At 67.0% G+C, this 18,223-nt stretch carries 16 protein-coding genes and 2 pseudogenes; 8 read left to right on the top strand and 10 right to left on the bottom strand.

What is annotated here, in order from left to right; genetic code table 11:
* Window positions 1-45 precede the first annotated feature (45 nt).
* The 3 genes from L6444_RS11240 to L6444_RS11230 all read left to right on the top strand — a co-directional run bounded on the left by L6444_RS11240 (window position 46) and on the right by L6444_RS11230 (window position 2,556).
* Window positions 46-912, top strand: a complete 867-nt coding sequence (locus L6444_RS11240) for a TIGR03619 family F420-dependent LLM class oxidoreductase (RefSeq protein ID WP_236982591.1) — start codon at window positions 46-48, stop codon at window positions 910-912.
* A 199-nt stretch (window positions 913-1,111) separates the two neighbouring features.
* A complete protein-coding gene (locus L6444_RS11235) occupies window positions 1,112-1,630 on the top strand; it encodes a hypothetical protein (protein WP_236982589.1) in 519 nt (172 codons plus the stop codon).
* A 77-nt stretch (window positions 1,631-1,707) separates the two neighbouring features.
* Complete coding sequence (locus L6444_RS11230; protein WP_236982587.1) at window positions 1,708-2,556, top strand: sulfurtransferase; 849 nt, start codon at window positions 1,708-1,710, stop codon at window positions 2,554-2,556.
* An 11-nt stretch (window positions 2,557-2,567) separates the two neighbouring features.
* On the opposite strand, the gene L6444_RS11225 is transcribed toward L6444_RS11230, so the two are convergent.
* Window positions 2,568-3,566 (bottom strand): 5'-methylthioadenosine/S-adenosylhomocysteine nucleosidase family protein, encoded by a 999-nt coding sequence (locus L6444_RS11225; RefSeq protein ID WP_236982585.1) that lies wholly within the window; start codon window positions 3,564-3,566, stop codon window positions 2,568-2,570.
* A 176-nt stretch (window positions 3,567-3,742) separates the two neighbouring features.
* Here L6444_RS11225 and L6444_RS11220 point away from each other — a divergent pair, with 176 nt between their 5' ends.
* Window positions 3,743-4,735: an alpha/beta fold hydrolase gene (locus tag L6444_RS11220; protein WP_236982583.1), complete on the top strand. Its 993-nt coding sequence runs from the start codon at window positions 3,743-3,745 to the stop codon at window positions 4,733-4,735.
* Here L6444_RS11220 and efeB read toward each other — a convergent pair.
* The 5 genes from efeB to L6444_RS11195 form a co-directional block, all read right to left on the bottom strand.
* Entirely contained in the window at window positions 4,717-6,012 is a 1,296-nt protein-coding gene (gene efeB, locus L6444_RS11215; protein WP_236982581.1) for an iron uptake transporter deferrochelatase/peroxidase subunit, read from the bottom strand. The genes L6444_RS11220 and efeB overlap by 19 nt on opposite strands.
* Window position 6,013: 1 nt before the next feature.
* Window positions 6,014-7,219, bottom strand: coding sequence for an iron uptake system protein EfeO (gene efeO / locus L6444_RS11210; protein WP_289624974.1), 1,206 nt, complete (start codon window positions 7,217-7,219; stop codon window positions 6,014-6,016).
* Between the two features lie 3 nt (window positions 7,220-7,222).
* Window positions 7,223-7,687: a hypothetical protein gene (locus L6444_RS11205; RefSeq protein WP_236982571.1), complete on the bottom strand. Its 465-nt coding sequence runs from the start codon at window positions 7,685-7,687 to the stop codon at window positions 7,223-7,225.
* A gap of 95 nt (window positions 7,688-7,782) precedes the next feature.
* A complete protein-coding gene (locus L6444_RS11200; RefSeq protein ID WP_236982569.1) occupies window positions 7,783-8,970 on the bottom strand; it encodes a cytochrome P450 in 1,188 nt (395 codons plus the stop codon).
* Entirely contained in the window at window positions 8,967-9,959 is a 993-nt protein-coding gene (locus L6444_RS11195) for an LLM class flavin-dependent oxidoreductase (RefSeq protein WP_236982567.1), read from the bottom strand. The genes L6444_RS11200 and L6444_RS11195 overlap by 4 nt, the downstream gene beginning before the upstream one ends.
* Before the next feature lie 152 nt (window positions 9,960-10,111).
* Between L6444_RS11195 and L6444_RS11190 the strand changes: the two are divergent.
* Window positions 10,112-10,959: pseudogene (locus L6444_RS11190) on the top strand (SDR family oxidoreductase).
* 15 nt (window positions 10,960-10,974) lie between these two features.
* On the opposite strand, the gene L6444_RS11185 reads toward L6444_RS11190, so the two are convergent.
* Both L6444_RS11185 and L6444_RS11180 read right to left on the bottom strand, forming a co-directional pair.
* On the bottom strand, window positions 10,975-12,036 hold the full coding sequence (locus L6444_RS11185; protein ID WP_236982565.1) for an NAD(P)H-dependent amine dehydrogenase family protein: 1,062 nt from the start codon (window positions 12,034-12,036) through the stop codon (window positions 10,975-10,977).
* An 11-nt stretch (window positions 12,037-12,047) separates the two neighbouring features.
* A pseudogene (locus tag L6444_RS11180) lies at window positions 12,048-12,937 on the bottom strand (LLM class flavin-dependent oxidoreductase).
* A gap of 212 nt (window positions 12,938-13,149) precedes the next feature.
* Here L6444_RS11180 and L6444_RS11175 point away from each other — a divergent pair.
* Both L6444_RS11175 and L6444_RS11170 read left to right on the top strand, forming a co-directional pair.
* The gene (locus L6444_RS11175; protein WP_370653189.1) at window positions 13,150-14,319 is read left to right on the top strand and encodes a MalY/PatB family protein; all 1,170 of its coding nucleotides are present in this window, start codon (window positions 13,150-13,152) and stop codon (window positions 14,317-14,319) included.
* Between the two features lie 25 nt (window positions 14,320-14,344).
* Entirely contained in the window at window positions 14,345-14,986 is a 642-nt protein-coding gene (locus L6444_RS11170) for a TetR/AcrR family transcriptional regulator (protein ID WP_236982561.1), read from the top strand.
* Window positions 14,987-15,013: 27 nt separating this feature from the next.
* Here L6444_RS11170 and L6444_RS11165 read toward each other — a convergent pair whose 3' ends face one another.
* Entirely contained in the window at window positions 15,014-16,162 is a 1,149-nt protein-coding gene (locus L6444_RS11165) for a DUF1214 domain-containing protein (protein WP_236982559.1), read from the bottom strand.
* Window positions 16,163-16,195: 33 nt separating this feature from the next.
* Here L6444_RS11165 and L6444_RS11160 point away from each other — a divergent pair, with 33 nt between their 5' ends.
* Entirely contained in the window at window positions 16,196-17,470 is a 1,275-nt protein-coding gene (locus tag L6444_RS11160; RefSeq protein ID WP_370652875.1) for a sulfotransferase family protein, read from the top strand.
* Here L6444_RS11160 and L6444_RS11155 read toward each other — a convergent pair.
* Window positions 17,454-18,188: a 3'(2'),5'-bisphosphate nucleotidase CysQ gene (locus L6444_RS11155; protein WP_236982555.1), complete on the bottom strand. Its 735-nt coding sequence runs from the start codon at window positions 18,186-18,188 to the stop codon at window positions 17,454-17,456. The genes L6444_RS11160 and L6444_RS11155 overlap by 17 nt on opposite strands.
* Between the last annotated feature and the right edge of the window lie 35 nt (window positions 18,189-18,223).

Below are 18,223 nucleotides of genomic sequence, written 5' to 3'. Positions count from 1 at the left end.
CGACCTTCGTTCGAATCAATTCGAGCACTGTTAGAATCTAGCGCGATGAGCAACCCCGCCGCAAAGTTGTCTGTCGCCACCCCGGTAGTGACGATGTTCCCCGACGCCAGCTCCGACTGGGAGATCGACGCCTCCATCGGCGACGTCGCCCGCGTCGCCGAGGCCGCCGACCGACTCGGATACCACCACCTGACCTGCAGCGAACACATCGCGCTGCCCGCAGCCGAGCAGGCCCGCCGCGGCGCCCGCTATTGGGATCCGCTGCCCACCTTCGGCTACCTGGCCGCCCGCACCCAGCGAATCAAGTTGGCCACCAACGTGTTGGTGCTGGGTTACCACCATCCGCTGGAGATCGCCAAGCGCTACGGCACCCTGGACGTGGTCAGCAACGGCCGGCTCATCCTCGGTGTCGGTGTCGGCTCACTCAAAGAGGAGTTCGACCTGCTCGGCGCCGCATTCGACGACCGCGGCGCCCGCGGTGACGACGCGCTGCGAGCGTTGCGCGCGTCGTTGTCGGTTCGCAAGCCCGAATACCGTGGCGAGTTCTACTCCTATGGCGGCATGATCGTCGACCCGTGCGCCGTTCAGGACCGCGTGCCGCTGTGGGTCGGCGGACGGACCCTGCGGTCGCTGCGGCGCGCCGTCACGCTGGCCGACGGGTGGGCACCGTTCGCCGTGTCGAACGCCCAGGCCCGAGACTGGTTGCGCCGCTTCGAGACTCCGGCGTCGTTCGACGTGGTGCTGGCGCCCTCGGCACGACTGGATCCGATCGGTGCACCCGACCGGGCCCGGGAGCTGATCGCGGAGACGCTCGCACACGGCGCGACCATTGTCAGCGCCAACTTCGCGCATGCTTCGCTGCAGCACTTCCTGGAGAATCTGCAGGCACTGGCGGAGTTGAACGTCTCGTGAACCGGGTCAGGGCGGGCATTTTCAGCCTCACCGCGGCATCACCGGACGACGCCGGCAGCTACCTGCGCTGGCACCTGCTCGACCACATGCCCGAGCAGTATCAACTGCCCGGCATCGTGTCAGGGCTGCGCTGGATCGCCGACGGCGACTACCCTGCGGCGAGGTTGGCCTCCACGGTCCACTCGGCGAGATCGCCAATGTGGTGCACTACCTGGTCGGCGACCCGGTGCAGCAGACCTTCGACGACTTCGTCGAGCTGGGCCGGGTGCTGCGGGAGAACGGCCGGATGCCGAGCATCCGGCCGTTGCTGCAGATCAGCGGGCTGCGTCTGCTGCAGTGGCAGGCCGCGCCGCGGGCCCTGGTGTCGGCGGAGGTGGTGCCGTTCCGGCCGCACCGCGGTGTGCTGTTGCTCATCGAGGAACCGGCCGGTGCCCGCCCCGACGCCTGGCTGGAATGGCTTGCCGCCGAACACTATCCGGAACTGCTCGGCACCCACGGGGTAGCCGGGGTCTGGACATTCGGGGCGACCTGGGCTCCGCTGCCCCGCGGCTGGCGCACCGATCCGCAGTACATCACCGTCGTCTATCTCGACGAAGACCCGCTGGCCGTCACCTCTGCGCTGGCGCCTCTCGTCGAACAGCGGTGGCGATCTGAAACGGTTCGACCGGTCTTCGCCGGACCGCTGCGCAGCATGATCAGCTGGGAAGCCTGGGTATGAGCTCGGCTTTCCCCGCCGCGGCCACCACCCGTATGTCGTCGACATCCCGGAGCTGTACGCCTGGCTAAGGTGAACCGGTGAGCACGCGCGAACAAGTATTGATCAGCCCCGCCGAGCTGGCCGGGCTCATCGATGCCGGGGAACCGGTCAGCATCCTCGACGTGCGCTGGCGACTGGACACCCCGGACGGCCGGCCTGCCTACCTGGACGGTCACCTCCCCGGTGCAGTGTATGTGTCGCTGGAAGACGATCTCAGCGACCACACCGTCTCCGGGCGCGGACGCCATCCGCTGCCGTCCGGCAGCAGTCTGCAGGAGTCGCTGCGCCGCTGCGGGGTATGTGACGGGGTGCCGATCGTGGTCTACGACGACTGGAATCGCGCTGGCTCCGCACGCGCCTGGTGGGTGCTGACCGCGGCAGGGCTGACCGACGTGCGCATTCTGGACGGCGGCCTCTCCGCCTGGCGCGCCTCCGATGGCCAACTGGAGAGCGGACCCGTCGCACCCCCGACCGGGAATGTGACTGTGCCGCAACCGAACCTGTACGCAGGCAGCCAGCCCACCTTGACCGCCGACGAGGCCGGCGCCGCGCGCATGCCGCTGTTCGACGCGCGAGCGCCCGAACGCTACCGGGGCGAAGTCGAGCCCGTCGATGCCGTCGCCGGCCACATCCCCGGCGCGAAGAACCTTCCCTTCGGCAGTTTGCTGACCGCCGACGGAACGCTCCTCGGTACCGCAGAGCTGCATGATCTGTTGTCGGCGAACGGTATTGAGCCTGATTCCCCGGTCGGGACGTACTGCGGTTCGGGAGTCACGGCCGCCGTCGTGGTCGCCGCTCTCGCCGCGGCCGGTCAACGCGCTGCCCTATTCCCCGGGTCGTGGTCGGAGTGGAGTTCGGATCCGGCACGCCCCGTCGAGCGGGGCTGAGCTCAGCGCCTTTAGGCCCCGGCCCACGTCGCCAAGAACGCGGCGACCACCCGCGCCGCGTTCTCCGCGGCGATCTGCTTGTAGAAGAAGAACTGAAAGGGGAACCCGGGCAGCCCCAGCGGATCTCCGGGTCCGTCCGACATGCCGCGAACACCCAGGAACGGGACACCGTGCGCCACCGCGACTGCCTGCGCGGCGGCGGTCTCCTGATCCACCGCGTCAAAGGCGGGATTCTGCGCTGTGGAGATGTTCAGATTGCTCAGCAGCCCCTTGGCCAGAAACGGCCCGATCGCCTGGAAGAAATTCCCGGTGTACAACAGCGACCGGCCCGGCGCACTGCATGGTTGGCAGCCGAAGACATCGCCGCCGTTGGGAACACAGGGAAACGCTTGGCCATTGTTGGAGTCGGTGCTGAAGCCGTCGCCGCCGACGAACAGCCGCGGCGCTCGCTGCAGATCGATCAGCTTGACGGTTGGAACGTTGCGACACAGGCAGAACGGGTTACCCAGGTTATTGACACCGCTGAGGCTCACATCGAGTGTCTGGGCGGTCGCGAGCATCCCGGGGTCGACGGCGGTGAACGTGGCACCGTTGTCCAGGGTCCACCGGCCCGGCACCGCGACATCGCCCACGCTGGTGCGCCCGGCCCCACCCGCGACGCCCGAAAACATCACTGCCCCAACGGTAGTGCCGGAGGCGCAGGTGAAGTGGTTCAGCGCGGCTTCGGTCACACGCGTCGCGTTGACCAGACCGATGCCGGTCATCGCCACGATCACCTTCTTGCCGGCGATCGAACCCCGGTAGAAGTACTGTCGGTCAACCATTTCCACGGCATTGGGGTCCAGCTGGGTGTGTGCGAGCACCGCGTCGGCCTCGGCCGGGAAAGCCGTCAGCACCAACGTGCGTTGCTCGCAGGCCGGCGTCGTCACCTCGGCAATCCCTTCCGGTGCAGCACCGGGCAAACATAGCGCCGCCACCACGGCGAGCGCAGCACGGAGTCGCTTGGGCACGGTCCCCCATCTCTGCCGAGGCTTCACCGGCAATTTGCTGCGCACTATTTTCCCGCAAACCGGCACACAGCTGGGAAATCGTTATCGTTTCTGTTGTCCAGCGCGTTCGAGTCGTGATCCGAAGTCCGGGCACCCCTGGGCGTGGACTGGCACATCCGACCTGCCAAGCTGGCAGCATGGACCTCTTCGTCGAATGGCACAGCAGCGGGACGGAACTGACTTGGCGATCGACGACCGACGCCAACGCCGGGCAAACGGTCTCGATCTTCCTGCGCCGGTTCGGCAAGCCGGGGGCGCCCGCGCTGGTGTGTGTGCACGGCTTCCCGACGTCGAGCATCGACTATTTTGCGCTGGCGCGTGAGTTGGGTGAGGAATTCGAGATCTTCGCGCTGGACTTCCCCGGCTACGGTGCCTCCGACAAACCACCGGAGCCCTACGTCTACTCGCTCTACGACGACGCGCGTCTGCTCGTGCACGCCATCACCCACGTGTGGAAACTGACCGAATACCGGATGATCACCCACGATCGCGGCAGCAGCGTCGGCATGATCGCACTGGGGATGCTCGCCGAAAAGGATTTACTGCCAACTGATCTCATCCTCACCAACGCCAACATCTACCTGCCGTTATCGAACCTGACCCCGTTCCAGACCGCGCTGCTCGACACTGCGACGGGCCGGGCTACCGCGGCGGAGACGACGCCGGAGCTGTTGGCCGCCGGCCTGGGGGTCACCACGTTCATGCCGCGTCGCAAGCCCACCGACCCCGAGATCTCGGCATTGGCAGAGTGTTTCGCCTACAACGACGGCATCCGGGTGCTGCCGGACACCATTCAGTACCTGCATGAGCGCGCCGCCGACGAAAAGCGCTGGCTGGAAGAGCTTTCCAAGCTCCCGGTCGACACCACGCTGATCTGGGGCCTGCACGACGCGGTCGCGCCGCTGCGTGTTGCCAACCACGTATGGCAGAAATATCTGCGGGCCAAGCCGGGTCGGAGCCGCTACTGGGTGGTCCCGACAGGCGATCATTACGTGCAATGCGACGCCCCGCGCGAGTTGGCGCAGATCATCCGGCTGACCGCACAGGGCAAGGCCATCGCGCTGCAACTGCAGACCCTCGGCGACAAACCTGAGGGACCGGTGCTGGTGGATCAGCTGAACAGCGACTGACCGATGTAGTGACCCTTGTCGGGCGCCGGCGGTATCGCGAAGATCGCCGACCCGATGTGGCGGATGTACTCGTTGAGCAGATCGCTGGCGCCCAACCGGTTCTGCAGCCGAATGAAGTTGCGCGGATCGTTCTGATACGAGATGAACAGCAGGCCGGCGTCGAGCTGACCGGCGCCGTCCAGCCCGTCGGTGTAGTTGTACGAGCGTCTTCGGATCATCACGCCGTCGTTGTTTTCCCGTGCCGCCAATCCGATGTGGGACAGCGGGTCGATGATCGGTTTGCCGTCATGGCCTCTGGCGCCGAAGTCGGGGGTGTCGAATTCGTCCTTGCCGCCCAGCGGTGCGCCGCTTTGTTTGTTGCGGCCGAAAGTCTGTTGCTGGTCGCCGATGCGGTCGGTGTCCCAGGTTTCGAGCAGCATCCTTATCTTGCGGACGACCTGGTAGCTGCCGCCGTTCAGCCAGGCCTGGTCGCTGTTGTCGATCCACACGAATCGGCGGTACTGCTCGTCGGTGATGACATTGCGGGTTCCGTCCTTGAATCCCATCAGGTTTCGCGGCGTAACCTGGCCGGGCCCTGCCGACGCGCGACCGAAACCCAGCACCTGCCATGACGGCGCGACCACGTCGCGCCCCAGCCGGGTCAAGTTGCGGGTGGCGTGATAGCACACCTGCGGGTCGTCCGCGCACGCCTGCACCGACACGTCGCCGCCGCGCAGCCGCGGATCGAGGTTGTCTCCGTTGAGCGCAGGCAGATCGGCGAACAGCGCGGGTTTGCGGCCCGCCAGTCCGAAGCGATCGCCGAACAGCGAAGGACCCAACCCGATGGTTACGGTCAGGCCGGCCGGACTCAGGCCCTGCGCTTCGCCGGTATCGGCCGGCGGCTGCACCTCCACCGCGGGCTGCACCGCCCCCACCGGATTGCCCTGCTGCAAAACCGCGGCCGCCGCCGACCACCGGGCCAGCAACCCCTGTAGGTCGGCTCGCCCCGCTCCGGCTGCCAGCGAGAAGGACATGAACACGCAGTACCGCTGGGGTGGTGTGGCGATTCCGCCTTGGTGACTGCCCTCACGGGATTGCCCGTAGAAGGGGTAGCTGCGGCGCAGGTCTACGGCGTCGTTCTGGTCGCCCCTGTCCTGCCCGGCCGCGACCGCGTAGCCGGTGAGTCCGCCTGCGGCTGCGCCGGCCAGCCCGGCCAGCATGGTGCCGCCGAGCAGCCGGCGCCGCGAAACCGGTGTGCTGTCAACTGGTTCGGTGATCGCCGAAGTGTCGTCGGTCATGTCATCCCACCGCGACGACTTTCTGGGCAACCATGGACAGGCTCTGGTGCAGCGGCTGGATGACGGCGGTCAGCTTCGGTGCATCGCGGGCCCGCAGTTCCGGGGTGTAGGTCCGATAACCGCCCAGGGCCGCCGGATCGCGGTAGCCGTTCAGCACAGCCAGCACGTCTTGAAATTGCCGGTCGATCTGGTTGACGAGGTAGTCGTCGATCTTTTCCAGTCCCGGCCGCAGCGCAGCGTACGCCTGCTGCGCGCCCTCCACGTTGGCCGCGAAGTCGACGAGGTCCAAGTGGCTGAACGACTCTTCTTCGCCGGTGATCTTGGTGTTCTGCACTTCCTCGATCAGGTCGGCCGCGCCGTTGGCCAAGTCCTCGGGCCGGTACTGCAGGTTGGCCACGGTGCCCTTCAATTTGCCTACGTTGTCGACCAATTCGGCGCTCAGCGCCTTGGTGGCGGAGGTGATGGCGCCGACCTGCCACAGATCGCGTTCGATCGCGTGGAAACCCTTCCAGCCGATCTTGGCGTCGACCGGAGTCGACTCACGCATGTCGATCAAGTAGTCGAGGTTGCCTTCGTTGTCACCGACCGCAAAGCCTGGCAGCACAAAGCCTGCGACACTGGTTTCGGCGCGCTCGTAGAACGGCCGCGCTTTCGCGTAGGCCTGTTTCGCGCCCGCCACATCGCCGGATTGCACGGCGTCGTCAAGCAGCTTGACCGCGTCGTAAAGTTGACCGATTTGGGCGACGACGTACGTCGCGTAGTCCTTCGTGCCTTGACTGAGGTCGGTTGCCACCGTGCCGGTGGGCGGCGCGGGTGCCCGCCCGGTCACCGTCAGCGTTTGGTACTCGATATCCGCTCCTGGGCAATAGATTTGATAGGCGCCACCGTCGAGAGTGACGGTGAACGAGACGGGATCCAGACCTGGCGCGAGGTTCTCCTTCTCACCGAGGATGCGCTGATCCTTGAGCAACTCGACTTCGGTGATGCCGGGCGCGTTTGCGTTTGCCGCGATGAATTTCACCGGGCCGGCCGGCACCGTGGTGGTGCTCAGCACGCAGCGGTCCTTGCCGCCGTCGTTGCTCATCGTCACCTTGACGTCGTTTGCTCCGCTTTTCGGCGGCTCAGTGCCTCCGCGACTGCAGGCGGCGACAGCCAATGCGGCGCCGACCACTACCCATCGGTTAAACCGCCTGGTGCGCTTCGACATTGGCTACTCGCCTCCTCTCCGGTGCTTGGCTGCGGCCAACACGACCGGCGGCGACGACACAGAGGGCCGCGACCTGCCAGACCCGCACCGTAACACCGTCGATGTATTCCGCACCCGCGGCGGTGAGGTCGCGGAGTTCGGTGGGCCGTCGGCGGGTGCGAAGGACAGCACCTGCGCGTGGGGTGCAGCGGCCGGCACCGGCGAACCGCGGCGGCTGATGGCGTGCCGAGCTGCACGTTCGAGGTCGCGCCGGAGGCGGCCGTCGTCGCGGTTCATCCAGCGGATCATCGAGGTCACGAAGACAACGGCGATCACCCCGACGACGACGGCAAGGGCCACGCCGGCGCGCATCGGAGGCGTCGACCGGCCATTTCGGGTCAGGAACGCGGCGGCGATGCTCGCGATGAGCGTCGCCGCCGAGCCTTCTCGAAGGCCGCTCGAGAAGGTCCCGATGAATACGCCCTGCATGTAGCCCGATTCCCGTCTGATCCAATCAGCTCAGACTAACGAATGCGGGGCCTTGATCCCCCACAAGCGGTCGACAACGGCCGCTCCCCGCGGGCCTACCCAGTGACGACCGGAAGTTTCGCCCATCCCCGCACACTGCTGGTGTGCGCCTTTTCGGCGGCCGAATAGTCGACTTCCCAGGCCGGCCACCGCTTGATGACCTCCTCGAGTGCCACCCGCGCCTGCATCCGTGCCAAGGCCGATCCCAGGCAGAAGTGCAGTCCGTGCCCGAAGCTCAGATGGCCCCCGCCGCGGTGGATGTCGAAACGCTCGCCGTCGACGAACCTGCGCTCGTCGCGGTTGGCAGATCCGTTGAGCAGCAACATGATCGACCCCTCCTGGATCAGGGTGCCGTGGCAGGAGACGTCGCGGGCGACGTAGCGGGCCTGCACCGGGGACGGCGCCTCGAAGCGCAGCACCTCCTCGATCGCCATCGGGATCAGCGAGGGGTCGGCCACGATCTGCGCCAACTGGTCGGGATGGTCGGCCAGCAACTGCCCGATGAAGCCGATCAGGCGCGTCGTCGTCTCGTTGCCGGCGCCGGCGATTATGCTGGTGTACATCAGCACCTCGGTGCGTTCCAGGCGCCGCACCACTCCGTTGTCTTCGATCTCGGCGTTGAGCAACTGCGTCATCAGGTCGTCGGAGGGGTGCTCGATCCGCCAGTCGATGTAGTCGGAGAACACCTCGTAGCTCTTTTCGAACAGGTCCTCGTCGACCGCCCGGAAGGTGCCCTCACGCAGATTGATCGCGCGGCCCCCGCGGTCGCGGATGTCGGCCTGGTTCTCCTCGGGAATGCCCAACAGATAACCGATGGTGCGCATCGGGATCATCGCCCCGAGATTCTCGATGAAATCGAACCGGCCCGAACCGACCAGTGGGTCCAGCGCACGTACGCAGAAGTCCCGCGTCAGCGGCTCGATCGCCTCCATCCGCCGGGGCGTGAAAACCCTTGACAACAAACGACGATGCAGATCGTGCAGCGGGGGGTCCTCGAACAGGATGACGCCGGGCGGCACCTCGATGCCGCTCATGATGATGTCCATCGTGGTGCCGCGACCGGACCGGTAGGTCTCCCAGTTCGTCAGCTCCGGGGCGACGTCCTCGTACCGGCTCAGCGCGTAGAAGTTGTATTTCTCGTTGTAGTACAACGGGATTTCGTCACGCATCCGCTTCCAGATGGGATACGGATTGTCGTCGATGTCGAAATCGAAGGGGTCGTAGTAGATCTCGGTCGTCGTCATGCGGTCTCCGCAGCAACAGGCTGGGCGGCGGTCGCTACCACCTCACCCACCCGTTTGAGATAGGGCCACGCCACCTCGGGCGGCACCCCGCCGCACAGCGGCGACAACGCCAGCATCTTGCCGGCGCGCACCCGCGAAACCGCTTCGTCCACCGTGATGATCACGTGCGACTTACCCGTCTCGCGCAACTCCTCGACGGTGTCCACGTGGGAGAAACCCGCCGTCGTCTGGTCACCGGGGTTCCATGACGCATACGTGCGCGCGTCATGCAGCAGGTGCTCACCGAGTTCCGCCCACGCTTGCTCCACGTCGTCGGCGACGAAAACCACCGAAGGGTTGTTGCGGTCGGGGAAGAACGCCGCCCCCGGTTTGTAGCCGTGCTTGCGGGCGGAGGCCTCGTAAGCCTCGCGCATCCCGGGGATGTTCGCGTTGGCCAGCATCCCCAGGCCGTACCGACCCGCCCGCCGGGCCGCCGCCAGGCTCCCGCCGCCCCACATCATCCCCGGCCCCCCGGAGCTCACCGGCCGCGGCGTCACGAAGATCCGCCGGTCCCCGTCCAGCACGGTCTCACCGGCCAGCAGCTTGCGCAGCAATGCCAGCTTCTCGTCGGCCAACCGCCCCCGATCGGCCAGGTCCAGCCCGTAGATCTCGTACTCCTCCGGCCGGTACCCCAGCGCGAAGATGTAGGACGCCCGGCCCTTGCTGATGAGGTCGAGCACCGCGATGTCCTCGGCCAGGCGTACCGCGTCGTAGAACGGCAGGATCAGGATCAGGCTCAGTGCCAACCGCTCGGTGCGCGAGGCGATCGCGGAGGCCAGCAGCAGCGGCGATGGCAGGTAGCCGTCCTCGGAGCCGTGGTGCTCGCAGACCACGGCGGCCAGCGCCCCGTGGTTCTCCGCCCAGGCGCACATCTCTGGAACGGCGGCGTACAGCGCCGTCGGGTCGGCGCCGAATCCCGGCGCACGCATGTCGAAGCGCAGCGTGTACACGCCTTCTCCTATGCAACCTAATATTTGTGCCACGTACGCTACGTGGGACCCGCGATCGTGGTCAACCGCCCGGACGGCCAGGTTTGTAACTTACATCTCGTCCGGATATTGTAACGTCGGCGGACCGAACCACCAGGAAAAAAGGGGAAGCGATGACGACGGCGTCAGAGTTACTAGGTTATGAGGGCAAGAACGTTCTGGTGGTCGGCGGTGCGACCGGTATGGGCGCGGCCGCGGCACAGATCGCCAAGGACCTCGGTGCCCATGTCACGGTGATGGACTTCGCGCCGGTCGAGTTCGACGTCGACCGCGTGATCTCGCTGGACCTCAGCGACCAGGATTCCATCGACCGGGCGGTCGACGCACTCGACGGTCCCGTCCACTCGCTGTTTTCGGCCGCCGGCGTCGCCGACGGGCCAAAGTTGATGCAGGTCAACTTCATCGGGCATCGCCACCTCATCGAGCGGCTCTTCGAGAAGGACCTGCTGCAGCGCGGCGCCGCCATCTGCTTCATCTCCTCGGTCGCCGGGATGGGCTGGGAGAACGACCTGGAACTGGTGCAGGATTTCCTGGCCACTTCCGGACTACAAGTCGGCGCTGGCCTGGTCGCAGGAGCGCGAGCCGCAGGGCATCATCCACTACGGGTTCAGTAAGAAGGCGATCAACGGATATGTGGCCTGGCAGGGCTACCACTTCCAGAAGAAGGGCGTGCGGATCAACGCGGTCTGCCCCGGCCCCACCGACACCCCGCTGGCCCGCGCCAACGCCGACCTGTGGCTGACCTTCGCCCAGGACTACCGCGACGACACCGGCAGCGCCACCCTGACGCCCGAGGACATCGGCAAGGCGATGATCATGCTCAACAGCGCCGCCGCGGCATCGATCAACGGCATCACGCTCAATGTCGACCAGGGCCATGCCATGGCGTCGATCACCGGGTCGTTCGCCCCCCGGCAAGCCGATCATGGACCTCATCACCGGGCGGGTCCAGCTCGCCTGACCGGCACTCGTCGAGCTAGTCGAACACGCACCGCGGCAACGTCATCGGCACGTCCAGTGAGCTGAGCAGACCGGGCTCCGCGGCGACGACGTAAGGGACGGCGTTGACGACCCGCATGGCGGTGGCCGCCATCGCCGCGCGCCCGGCGCCGTGTCCTTCGGCATCGCCCAGGGTCAGCATGCAGTGGATGTCGGGATCACCCTCGATCTCCACCCGGTAGGTGGCGTCGAAATCCGAAGCCGGCCAGTCGGGTGCGACGTGACGCGCCATCCGGATGACGTGTTCGAGGACGATGGCCTCACCACCGTTCACCACTGCGGCAGCCCGGGTGCGCACGGCGCCACAGGTACCGGCCGCGATGGTGCCGAACGCAACCTCGATGTCGCGGTCGGTGAGCTGGCGGTCCAGCGTGCCGCGCACCTGCTCGACCTCGACGCCCAACCCGGCGGCAATCAGGTTCAGCGGTGCCTGCCAGGCCATTTCGATGAAGCCCGGCGTCTTCATCATCGGCTCGAAATCCAGCGGCCGACCGAAACCCAGCCCGTCCATCATCACGTCGGCCACCGGATAGTGGTCGTTGAGCGCCACCTCGCTCACGGTGATGCGGCGGATGCTCTTGGACTGGGTGGTCATCAGCAGCGCCAACTCATCGGAGGCGAAGCCGGGGAAGATGCCCGAAGCATAGAACGATGATCCGCCGGATAGCGCGGCTTGCTGCAGCTGGTCTCGCCAGTCCGGCGCGTAATACGAAGGCGGATAGATCAACCCGGTCGACGTCGTCGACACCACATTGACGCCGGCCGAAAGCAGGCGCAGGTAGTCGGGCACGGCGGCACCATCGCGTTCGGGCCCGCTGGCCGCATACACCACACAGTCGGGCCGCAACGCGATCAGCGCCTCGGCGTCGTGGGTCGCCGCCACCCCGATCGGCCCGATACCGGCCAGCTCGCCGGCATCCTTTCCGACCTTGTCGGGCGAATGCACCCACACACCAACCAGATCCAGGTCTGACCGACGACAGGTCGCGTCGATCGCGATGGACCCGACTCCCCCGGTGGACCACACGACGACGCGCATGCACTGCTCCTCTACTGATCGGACGATACGGCTGCCGCTTGTTCGAGATACGGCCACGCCACCTGCGGCGGCACCCCGCCGCACAGCGGGTGCAACGGAAGCGGCCGCCCGCTGCGCACATAGGCGGCGGCTTGCTGTGGCGTGAAGATCCGGTAAGGGCCGGCCTCGGCGCGCAATTCGGCCACACTCGCCGCGCGGGTGATGCTGGCCACCGAATCGTCCTGTGGGCGATACGACGCCGCGGTCAACGCGTCGTGCAGTAGATACGGGCCGAGTTCCTGCCACGCCTGATCGAGGTCCTCGGCAACGAAAACCGTTGTGGGAGTGCCGGAAACCGGACCCTGAAACATCCCGGGAGGGTGGCCGTGCGAGCGGCACTGGGCTTCGTAGTAGTCCTGCAAGCCGGCGGACTCGGTCTGGGCGATGAAACCCAGGCCGTGGCGGCCCGCGCGGCGGGCCGCCGCCTTGCTGCCCCCGGCGATCAACATCATCGGCCCGTGCTCCGATCCGCAGCGCGGCGTCACCCGGACGGCGCGGCCACGGTACTCGACGGCCTCGCCGCGCAGCATCTGCCCGAGGACCGCGACGATCTCGTCGGCCACCCGCCCCGGGTGGCCATGTCGAGGCCGAAATGTTCGTATTCCTGCCGGCGATGCCCCACCCCCAGTGCGTAGGACACCCGACCCCGGCTGATCAGGTCCAGCACCGCGATCTCTTCGGCCAGCCGCACCGGATCCCACAACGGAATCGGCACCGCGGCAACAAGAATCGCCAGATTGCGGGTGCGTGCGGCGATGGCGGAGGCCAGTATAAGGGGCACCGGCAGATGGCCGTCGTCGGCGCCGTGGTGTTCGGACAGCAGCGCCAGCACCGCGCCCCGGGTCTCGGCCCACCCGCACATGTCGATGGCGGCGGCGTACAGGTCCGCCGCGGGCGCCGCCCAATCGGGTGCCCGCATGTCGAACCTGAGCGTGAACACCCCAGCACTCTAACCTAACGTTTGTTCCGGCCATCGGCTCGGCACGGGCCTATCTGGCTCCCGGTTAGAATCCAGGCGTGGCGCGTAACCCTCTCGAGGAGCTCACCCTCGAGCAGCTGCGCACCCGCACCAGCATGAAGTGGCGTGCGCACCCGGCGGATGTATTGCCGTTGTGGGTCGCGGAGATGGACGTCCACCTCGCCCCCACCGTCGCGGAGGCCATCCATCGCGCCGTCGACGCCGGCGACACCGGCTACCCGCACGGCAAAAGCTACGCGCAGGCAGTCAGCGAATTCGCCGCGCAGCGCTGGCGGTGGGACTTTTCGGTAGGCCATACCCGGGTGGTCCCCGACGTGATGCTCGGTGTGGTCGAGATGCTGCGACTGGTCACCGACCGCGGCGATAACGTCATCGTCAATTCGCCCGTGTACGCGCCGTTTTACGCGTTCGTCTCGCACGACGGCCGGCGCGTGGTCGAGGCGCCGCTCGGCCCGGACGGACGAATCGATCTGGCCACGCTTGACGATTCGTTCGCGCAAGCCCGCAAGCACGCCGGGCGGTCCGGCGCCGTGGCCTACCTGTTGTGCAACCCGCACAACCCCACCGGCGCGGTGCATACCGGCGACGAATTGCTCGCGGTTGCCGATCTTGCCCGCCGCCATGGCGTCCGGGTGGTGTCCGACGAGATCCACGCTCCACTGGTGCTGGCCGGTACGCACTTCACGCCTTACCTCAGCGTGCCCGGCGCCGAGAACGCGCTGGCCTTGACCTCGGCGTCAAAAGCGTGGAATCTGGCCGGCCTCAAGGCGGCTCTGGCGATCGCGGGTCCCGAGGCCGCCGCGGACCTGAGCCGGATGCCCGAGGAAGTCGGCCACGGCGCCAGCCACCTCGGCCTGATCGCCCACACCGCAGCCTTCCGCACCGGCGGCGACTGGCTCGACGCCCTGCTCACCGGCCTCGACGAAAACCGCACGCTGCTTACTGATCTCGTCGGCGAGCACCTTCCCGGGGTGCAGCTGCTGCGGCCCCAGGGCACCTATCTGGCGTGGCTGGACTGTGGCGAGCTCGGTTTCGACGACGCGCACACCGAGGGCCCCAAAGTGGTCTCCGAGCTGTCCGGGCCGGCCCGGTGGTTCCTCGACCACGCCCGCGTCGCGCTCAGCTCCGGACACATCTTCGGCACCGGCGGCGCCGGTCACGTGCGAGTGAATTTCGCTACCTCGCAAGCGATCTTGACCGAGGCGGTCACCCGCATGGGCGGGGCGCTGCGTGACAGATTTGACAGCACTACACTGACCGTATGATCAGCTTGCCCCGGGTTCGGTAACGATGGGCCGGAAGGGTTGGGGCGGAACCCCACCCGCCGACGATGAGGAGGCCCGCAAGCGTGTCGTCGATGCGGCCATCCGCAGCCTGGAACGACGCGGCCGGCAGCAGACCAGCCTTTCCGTCATCGCCGCCGACCTCGGCGTCACCCGCCCCACCGTGTACCGCTACTTCGCGACGATCGACGATCTGCTCACCGCCGCGGGCGAAGTCGCGCTCGCGGGCTGGACGGGACGGATCATCGAACTCACGTCCGGCCTCAGCGACCCGGTCGACCTGCTGGTCGACGCCGTCGCCTACCTGGTCGAGCGACTACCGGACGACCCGCTGCTGACGACGCTGCTCGATGCGGACCGGACACGTCTGACCAGCCGACAGATGGTGATGGGCACCGCATTGACCCGGTCAAGGACGATGCTCGAGCACACCGGAATCGATTGGGCCGCACTGGGATACCGGGGTAGGGAGTTCGACGACCTGGTGGAGTACCTGCTGCGGCTGATCCAGTCCCTGGTGTTGACGCCGCCGGATCCGCCGCGCTCGCCCGCACAGTTGCGAAAGGTGTTGCGGCACTGGATCGGCCCGGTGGTGACGACACCTCCCCTGCCGAGCAGACGCAAGGGCGCCCGAAAGTGCGCCATTTAGGCGACTTTTGCGTCTGCTCGCGCGGAATCAAGTGACAGCACGGGGAACTTCGGCGGCAGGCACCAGCGTGGCGACCGGCGGTTCGGGCAACTCGTCGGCGTGGAACCAGCGAAACGACAGCAGTCCCTCGGGGTGGTCCTTGGTCGACAGAGCGTTGGGGTGCTCGAGGAGCGAACGGCTGACCACGATCGTGACGGTGCCGTCGCTGTTGGGCACCGCGGTTCCGGAATTGATTCCACCGCGGCCGTATTCGAGATCCGGAGCGGCCATGTACTGATTCCACAGCGTCAGATTCCAGAACCGGCACGCCGGATGCGTCGAGGTGATCACCAGCGCCTCGTCGGGTTCCAGCGCATAGGCACCCAACGCGTAGCACGCGTTCTGCATCGAGTAGCCATGCGTGGCCGCACCGGCGCGGTACGGCGGGGCGAAGGTGTTCTGGAACAGATTCTGCCCGTCGGCCAGTTCGGCGGGCTTGCGTTCCTGCAGTACCAGCGGCACGATCGCGAACATGTCCTGGGCACAGCGCAACACCGCTCGTAGCGACTGAGCAACTGCCGCATCACTTTTCAGCGGCTGCACGTCTAAGCCGCCGTGCTCGATCACCTCGATCGCCCAGTCGACGCGGCGCGTCAGCCGGGGATCGACGTGATAGTCGCGGGTCAGCACCCCGCGTGCGTCGCCGTCCAGCGCGATGAACGGGCCGTCGTACCCGGCCGGTCGCACCGGACCCAGCACGCAGCTGAACCGTCCGTCGGCGTCCAACGGCATCTGCTCGTCGTAGAGCACGCCGATGGTGCGGTTGGGCCAGGCACCGGGTTCGGGTTCGTTGTAGACGGCGACCGAGTACATGGCGCTGCCGTTGGGTGCGCCGCTGACCCGGTAGGTGCGGCGCGGGTCGACGACGGCGTAGCTGTAGTAGGCGTCGGTGTTGTCGCCGCCCCAGCGGCGGTCGTGCCGAAACGGGGTCAGCAGATCGGCGAACCGGGGCGCCACCGGGTCTGCGAAGAAGTTCACGTCGAACGCCATCCCGAGCATGGTGGCCAGGAATTGGTAGCCCTCGGCGACGGCCGGTTCACCGCGCACCGCCTTGGCACCCTCCAGGAACAGTGCGTCGAAATCGGCGAAGGCACTGAGGAGTTCACGCCACGCCGCCGAGCTTTCGGGTGCACCCATCCGGATACCATACATCAATACATCTATTGTAAAATGTGTAATCCACCGGGTAGGGTCCGTCGGGTGACCGACGCCGTGCACATCACCGACCTGGCCCGGCCGACCTTCACCCCCGAAGCCCAGGCGATCATCGACGGCATGGCAGCCATGGCCGAGTACTGCCCGCTGACCCCGGATGCTCTGCACGAGCAGGCGTCCGCGCAGACCGGCCTGACCGACTTCGGCGACCAGGGCTACCGCGAGCGAATGGCGGTGCTGCTGGAAGCTTTCGAAGAGCTACCGCATTTCACCGCATTCGGCCGTACCTACGCGTTCTCGCTGATGCTGACCTTCCTCAAGGGCCGGTTGCGGGTGATCGACCACCTCAAGAAGCATCCGGAGGTCTTCGACGTCGACATCGCGGCGCCGCTGGTCATCGCCGGCCTGCCGCGCACCGGCACCACGCACCTGCACAGCCTGCTCGCCGCCGACCCGGCGCTGCGGTCGCTGCCGTACTGGGAAGCCCAGGAGCCGCTGCCGGCGCCCGGCGAGGACGGCAGCATCGAGCCGCGCCGCCAGCGCACCGGCGATGCGCTGAACATCTCCAACACCTTGATGCCGCACTTCCAGCTGATGCACGAGATGACGATCGACCACATCCACGAAGACATCGGGCTGATGGTCCAGGACTTCTCCAGCGGGTTCTTCACCACACTGACGCACCTGCCGCGGTGGTCGGACTACCTGCGCGATCACGACCAGACGCCCGGCTACCAGTTCCTGCGGATGATGCTGCAGGTGCTGCAACATCAGGATGGGTACGACCGGCGCTGGGTGCTCAAGTCGCCGCAGCATCTCGAACAATTCATCCCTATTCTCAACGTCTTTCCCGATGCGACGTTCATCATCACCCACCGCGACCCGGTCGACGTGTCGGTGTCGATGGCCACCATGATGACCTACACCATGCGGATGTCGGTCGATCGGGTCGACGTGCCCACCGTCGCCGAGTATTGGATCACCCGCATCGACGAGTTGCTCAGCGCGTGTCTGCGCGACCACGACCGGTTGCCGCCCGAACGCACCATCGACGTCCGGTTCGACGAGTTCATGGCCGACGATCTGGCGATGGTGCAACGGGTTTGGGACGTCGCCGGCTACGCGCCGTCGGCCGAATCGCGACAGGCGGTGGCGGCGTATCTGGCCGGTCACCGGCGCGGACGGCTCGGACGCGTCGAGTACCACCCCGAAGATCTCGGGCTCGACAAGGAGCAGCTGCGAAAGCGCTTCGCGCCCTACGTCGAACGGTTCGTCACGACTGGCGGGTGACGGCCAGCACCGCCTCGGCCAACTCGGGTCGGCACACCACCAGGTCGGGCAGCTTGGGATCGGGCTGGTTGTAAGCCAGGGCGGATCCGTCGATGCGGGAGGTGTACAGACCTGCGGCGCGGGCCACCGCGACGGGCGCGGCCGAGTCCCATTCGAACTGGCCGCCGGCATGCACGTAGACGTCGGACAACCCCTGCACGATCGAGGCGACTTTGGCTCCGGCGGAACCCATTTCGACCAGGGTGCCATCCAGCGCGTCGCGGACGGCCAGCGCGATCGCCGGCGGGCGGGTGCGCGAGACCACGATGCGCGGTTTGCCGGCGGCGGCGGGCGGGGGCTCGACATTCGGGGTGGCCAGGGTGATTCCCTGCGCCGGCAGCGCTACCGCACCGGCGACGAGTTCGCCCGACTGCCAGAGTGCGACGTGCACCGCCCAGTCGGTGCGCCCGAATTCGGAGAACTCCCGGGTGCCGTCCAGCGGATCGACGATCCACACCCGCTCGCAGCGCAGCCGTACCGGGTCGTCGGCGCCCTCTTCGGACAGCACGGCGTCCTGCGGCCGCTCGCGGCCGAACGCCTCCATCAGGAAGTCGTGCGATCGCTTGTCCCCCGCCGCTTTTCGTTCAGCTGCCGCGGCGTCGGCGAACTCCTCGCGGACCTGCAGCAGCAATCGGCCCGCGTCGGTGGCCAACTGCGCGGCCAGTGCGTGGTCATCCATGACACGTCCCCCAATACATGGGTAATCTAGGTAAG

Source organism: Mycobacterium kiyosense (assembly GCA_021654635.1).
Classification (GTDB): domain Bacteria; phylum Actinomycetota; class Actinomycetes; order Mycobacteriales; family Mycobacteriaceae; genus Mycobacterium; species Mycobacterium kiyosense.
Note: the sequence above shows the minus strand (reverse complement) of the source record. Positions and strands in the feature narration are given on the sequence as shown.